This window comes from Candidatus Electronema sp. TJ, assembly GCF_048287355.1.
Lineage (GTDB): Bacteria > Desulfobacterota > Desulfobulbia > Desulfobulbales > Desulfobulbaceae > Electronema.
In genome coordinates this window covers 2,272-7,464 of record NZ_JBLWEP010000118.1, presented here as the reverse complement: position 1 = coordinate 7,464, position 5,193 = coordinate 2,272, and the positions used below count along the sequence as shown (strand labels likewise).

Genomic DNA, 5,193 nt, shown 5'->3' with positions numbered 1-5,193 from the left:
CCGCCCTGAAGTATCTGGAGCAGAGCCTGAGCATCCGCCGGGAGATTGGCGACAAGGCAGGCGAAGGCACGACGCTGAACAACATCAGCCAGATTTACCATGCGCAGGGCGACTACCCCACCGCCCTCAAGTATCTGGAGCAAAGCCTGCGCATCAGGCAGGAGATTGGCGACAAGGCAGGCGAAGGCGCAACGCTGAACAACCTCGCTACGATTGCGTATGCCAAGGGCGACTACGCTACCGCCCTAAAGTATCTGGAGCAGAGCCTACACATCATGCAGGAGGTTGGCGACAAGACAGTGGAAGGCACCACGCTGAACAACATCAGCCAGATTTACGATGCGCGGGGCGACTACGCTACCGCCCTGAAGTATCTGGAGCAGAGCCTGCGCATCAGGCAGGAGATTGGCGACAAGGCAGGCGAAGGTGCGACGCTGAACAACATCGCCGGGATATACCGAGCGCGGGGCGACTACACTACTGCCCTGAAGTATCTGGAGCAGAACCTTGTCCTCTTCCGTGAGATAGGCGATAAGGCCCATGAAGGAGGAACGCTGAACAACATCAGCGGGATTCACTGGGCGCGGGGCGACTACGCTACCGCCCTGAAGTATCTGGAGCAAAGCCTGCGCATCCAGCAGGAGATTGGCGACAAGGCAGGCGAAGCGGTGACGAGCTGGAATATTGGTATGATCTACAAGAAGCGCGGCGACCTGCGCAAGGCGGAAGCATACATGAGCCGCACCGTGCAGCTTGCTGAGGAGCTTGGTCATCCCCAGCTGGAGGATTTTCGCCAAGGTTTGGAACGAGTTCGCGCCCAGCTGCGGGGCAGGTAGGGGCGGACCTATGTGTCCGCCCCTGCTGCTGCATCAACGGGCAGACACGCAGGTCTGCCCCTGCGAATGATCCTGCGCCAAACGCGGCGGCGGGAGTCTCCCTGCTGGCTTGCTCAGCAGCGGCGCAGTGCTGCTTGGAGTTCCATTATAATGCAACCCTCAGTTCCATTACGTTGGAACCCACTGTTCCATTAGGTTGCAACCCTCAGTTCCATTAGGTTGCAACCCTCAGTTCCATTAGGTTGGAACTCACCGTTCCATTACGTTGCAACTCTGAGTTCCATTACGTTGCAACTTCATCGCGCTGTCCGCTTGATAAAAAACGCGCGAATAGGTACACTCATGCGGGGCGGCACCCTCTGCCGCCGTCACCCGTCCTCATATCCACGGAGAACTGCCATGCCTATCCAGTACTCAGTCGAAGAGAATCCTCTGACCACGCCCTATTCCTGCCGCATCCGTTTTGTGTCGCGCGGCTCGGCGGGCCGCGAGGACATTGCCGCCGACATCGCCCTGAGCCATCCCAACTTCAGCAGGGCGGACATCCTGACCATCCTCAATGCCGAGGACGAGGCGATCATGGCCCGGCTGCTGGACGGCGAGCAGGTGACGAAAGAGGGCTGCTGCACCTGGTTTCCCTCCTTCACTGGCAAGCTGGACAGCCCGGACGACCCGCTGCCGCCGCTGAAGGACTGCCTGCATGTCAATGTCCGCGTCTCGGTTCCCTTTGCCGAGGACTTCTGCCAGAATGCGCAGGCCGAGCGCGTGGCCTCGGCGGAGAAGCTGCCGGTCATAAGCTCTGCGGAAGACACGGTGCTGGGCCTGCGCGACGTGCTGCGCTCGGACGGAATGCTGCGCATCACCGGCAGCAACCTCGCCTTTGACCGCAGCGACCCTGCCTCGCGCTGCCTGATCGAGGGCACCAGCAGCGGCAGCGCAGTGCAGAGCCGCATCGGCACGATCTCCAACAGCGAGATCATCCTTATGCCGGACGTGCCTGCCCAGACCGCGCCGCACAACAATGAATACCGCCTCTCTGTCACCACGCATTACACCGAGCACGGCTCGCCGCGCACCGGCATCTACAAACACCTGCTGCGCACACCGCTGGCCGTGCAGATCGGCAGCAACGCAGGCATATTGAGCAGCGGCGGCGCAACGCCTCTGGTCACGGTGTCCGACGGAACCCTGTATGTCGACACAGTGCGGCTGCGCGTGCAGGCGGTCTACAACACCCCGGACAACGAGCTGCGCTTTTGTCTGCTGGACATGACGGAAGGCGGGCAGAAAGGCGACGAGGTGCGGGCTGCTGACGACGGCATCTACACCCTGAACGGCTGGTCGGACAGCGGCGTGACCAGCCTTGAGCTGATGGTGAGCGACTACGCCGCCCTGCTCGCGCTGGTCAGAACTTCCTATGGCAACAGGCTGGTGGACATTCTCGACCTCAGCCAGGGGACGTGACAGATGAGCACTGTATTAGTCACCGGCGGCGGCGGCTTCATTGGTCTGGCCTTGGTGCGGGAGCTGCGCCGCCAAGGCCGCGACGTGTGGGTCTTCGGCAGGAACCGCTACCCTGCCGCAGAAGCTGTCGGGGCGGTCTGTCTGCAAGGCGACCTGCGCGACGCGGAAGCGGTCAGCCGGGCGGTCGAGGGCTGCGCCAGCGTCTTTCATGTCGCGGCCAAAGCAGGCATCTGGGGCAGCTATGAGGAGTATTACGGCATCAACTATACAGGCACCTGCAATGTCCTCGATGCCTGCTGCAAGCACAAGGTGCAGGCGCTGGTGCAGACCTCCACGCCCTCGGTGGTCTTTGACGGGCGGGACATTGAGGGCGGCAACGAGCTTATGCCCCATTCCCTGCGCCCGCTCTGCCATTACGCGGCCACCAAAATCATGGCCGAGCGGGAAGTCCTGCTCGCCAATGACAGGGGCCTGCGCACAGCGGCCATCCGCCCGCATCTGGTCTGGGGGCCGGGTGACACCAACCTGATCCCCCGCCTGCTGGCCCGTGGCCGCGCAGGCCGCCTGCGCATAGTCGGCAACGGTCAGAACCGGGTGGACATCAGCTACATAGACAACGTGGTCCACGCCCATCTGCTGGCTGAGCAGAGCCTGCTCAGCAGCCGCGACATAGCCGGCAAGGTCTTCTTCATCGGCCAGAAAGAGCCGGTGCTGCTCTGGCCGTGGATCAACGAGCTGTTCAGGCGCATGGACGTGCCGCAGGTGACGAAGCGGATCAGCCTGCGCAACGCCAGGATGCTGGGCTGGCTGCTGGAGAAGGCGCACACGGCCCTGAAGAGGGAGCATGAGCCGAGGATGACCCGCTTCCTGGCCGAGCAGCTGGCCATGTCGCACTGGTTCAGCAAGAAACGGGCGGAAGAGCTGCTCGGCTACAAAGAGCTGGTCTCCACCGAGGAAGGCCTGGACCGGCTGGTGCGCTGGCTGCGGCAGGCGGAGCAGGGGTGCGGCAGGCCGTGCAACTCCTGCTGGAAACTGCATGAATGCCCCTGCCCGCCTCCATCCTCTGTCCTCTGAGAAGTGACTGCCGAACTATGAACATCATCGCCCCGTCCTTTGCCATCCTTGATCAGCTTGACCAGCAGAGCCTCGCTGTCCGCATTGAGTACTGCGGCCGCATCTGCTACAAGAGCGAAGACCGCATCACGCAGGAGTCCGCCCTGCCCTTTGTCGCCAAGATGGCCGAGCACGGCCACAACTCGGTGCTGGAGATGGGCGTGGTCACGCTGGAGCTTTGCGCGGACGACAGCGCGGCGGCTGATCTCTTCCTGCGCCAGCCCAAGTACCTGCACATCAGCCGCGACGGCAGCCGCCTGCTGATCACCGCCAGCATCCGCGCCTGGCGCGAGCTGCTGGTCAGCCAGCCGGACTGCGCCGTCGTCAGGGCAGCCTGCGCCCTGCTCCATGAGCGGCATCCGTATTTCTTCAGCGCTGTCCTGCCGCACGGCGGGCTTGCCCCTGCGCCGTCCATCACCGTGCGCAAGATGCCGCTGGACGAGGTGGAGCGGCTGCCGCCTGACAAGCTGCTCAAGCACCGGCATGTTGCGGTGCGGTTCGTTGTCAACCGGGCGGTGACGCATGAGCTGGTCCGGCACCGCGCATGCAGCTTCCTACAGGAGTCGCAGCGGTACTGCCGCTACAGCGCGGACAAGTTCGGCAGCGAGGTGACGTTCATCAGGCCGATGTTCTGGGAGGAGGACAGCGAGGAATACGCGCTCTGGCGGCAGGCCATGGAGGAGACGGAGCGGCTCTATCTGCGCCTGCTGGAGACCTCCACCGCGCAGGCGGCCCGCACTGTGCTGCCCAATTCCTGCAAGACCGAGATCATTGTCTATGCCAACCTGGAGCAGTGGCGGCACATCTTCAGGCTGCGCTGCTCCAAGGTGGCGGAGCCGTCCATGCGCGAGGTGATGGTTCCCTTGCGGGAGGAGTTTGCGCGGCGGTTCGCGGCGTTGTCCGCCTGAGTCTATGGCCAGACCATGCCGCTGCCGCCCAGCTCCAAGGGGCTGCGCGGCGCAATCACAGCCGGCTCGACAGCGAAGAACTCCTGCGGTTTGCTGTTCGCCGGGCCGTTGGAGACAAAGAACATCCCATTCCCATAGGGGTTGACCGGCGGCGCGACGATGCTGCCGGACAGCTCCAGCCAGCCACGCGAGCTTTCGATATGCAGATGCGGCTTCCAGCCTCCGGTGCCGCCGATCTCCGCAATCCGCTCGCCTGCCCGCACCGCGCCAATGGCCCAGATGTTCTTCAGATGGGCGAGAAAGAGCCGCTCCGTGCCGGCGAGGTTCCGCCATTCCAAGGAATGCCCCCAGGCGTTGGTGTTGCGGTGGACTATGCGTACCGTGCCGTCTTCCGGGGCGAACAGAGGCATGCCCTCGTCATCGTGGCTGTGCGCACCGATGTTGATGTCCACCACCTGCTCTGGGCGGCAGCCGTAATAGCTGGGATGGGTGCCGAACTGAGGATGCCGCATGTAGGTCGCGGCCTGGTAGACCAAGCCCTTGGCCAGCACATGGCCTTGAGTGGCCTGCGCGGAGGAGCAAGGCCATGCTGTCAGCAGGACAACTGCAAGAGGCAAACGGAACATCTAACTGATCTCAGCGGTCATTGAACGGTGTGTCATGTACTGTCGCATGAAAGAGACGCGCTGTCAAGCTTGCTCCGGGAAGAGGCTGCGCAGACCTGCCGTGCTGGCCGCGCAGATGCCGCGCTCGGTGATCAGGCCGGTGACTAAGCGGGCCGGAGTCACATCAAAGGCTGGATTGGCTGCCTGCGTCTGCTCCGGGGCGATGCGCACCCGCCGCACCTGGCCGTCTTCAGCCAGGCCGGAGAC

5 protein-coding genes and 1 pseudogene are annotated in these 5,193 nt (G+C 63.3%); 4 read left to right on the top strand and 2 right to left on the bottom strand.

Annotated features, from left to right (window positions below; all coding sequences use genetic code 11):
• The 4 genes from ACNKID_RS09050 to ACNKID_RS09035 all read left to right on the top strand — a co-directional run.
• On the top strand, positions 1-836 hold an 836-nt coding region (locus tag ACNKID_RS09050), incomplete at its 5' end, for a tetratricopeptide repeat protein (RefSeq protein ID WP_417913107.1).
• A 399-nt stretch (positions 837-1,235) separates the two neighbouring features.
• Positions 1,236-2,300, top strand: a complete 1,065-nt coding sequence (locus tag ACNKID_RS09045) for a hypothetical protein (protein WP_417913106.1) — start codon at positions 1,236-1,238, stop codon at positions 2,298-2,300.
• Positions 2,301-2,303: 3 nt separating this feature from the next.
• Positions 2,304-3,374, top strand: coding sequence for an SDR family NAD(P)-dependent oxidoreductase (locus ACNKID_RS09040; RefSeq protein WP_417913105.1), 1,071 nt, complete (start codon positions 2,304-2,306; stop codon positions 3,372-3,374).
• The gene (locus ACNKID_RS09035) at positions 3,341-4,321 is read left to right on the top strand and encodes an FAD-dependent thymidylate synthase (RefSeq protein ID WP_417913104.1); all 981 of its coding nucleotides are present in this window, start codon (positions 3,341-3,343) and stop codon (positions 4,319-4,321) included. Before ACNKID_RS09040 ends, ACNKID_RS09035 begins: the two co-directional genes overlap by 34 nt.
• A 2-nt stretch (positions 4,322-4,323) precedes the next feature.
• On the opposite strand, the gene ACNKID_RS09030 is transcribed toward ACNKID_RS09035, so the two are convergent.
• The gene (locus ACNKID_RS09030; RefSeq protein WP_417913103.1) at positions 4,324-4,947 is read right to left on the bottom strand and encodes a M23 family metallopeptidase; all 624 of its coding nucleotides are present in this window, start codon (positions 4,945-4,947) and stop codon (positions 4,324-4,326) included.
• Between the two features lie 63 nt (positions 4,948-5,010).
• Positions 5,011-5,193 (bottom strand): annotated as a pseudogene (locus ACNKID_RS09025) (S-methyl-5-thioribose-1-phosphate isomerase); the annotation flags it as partial.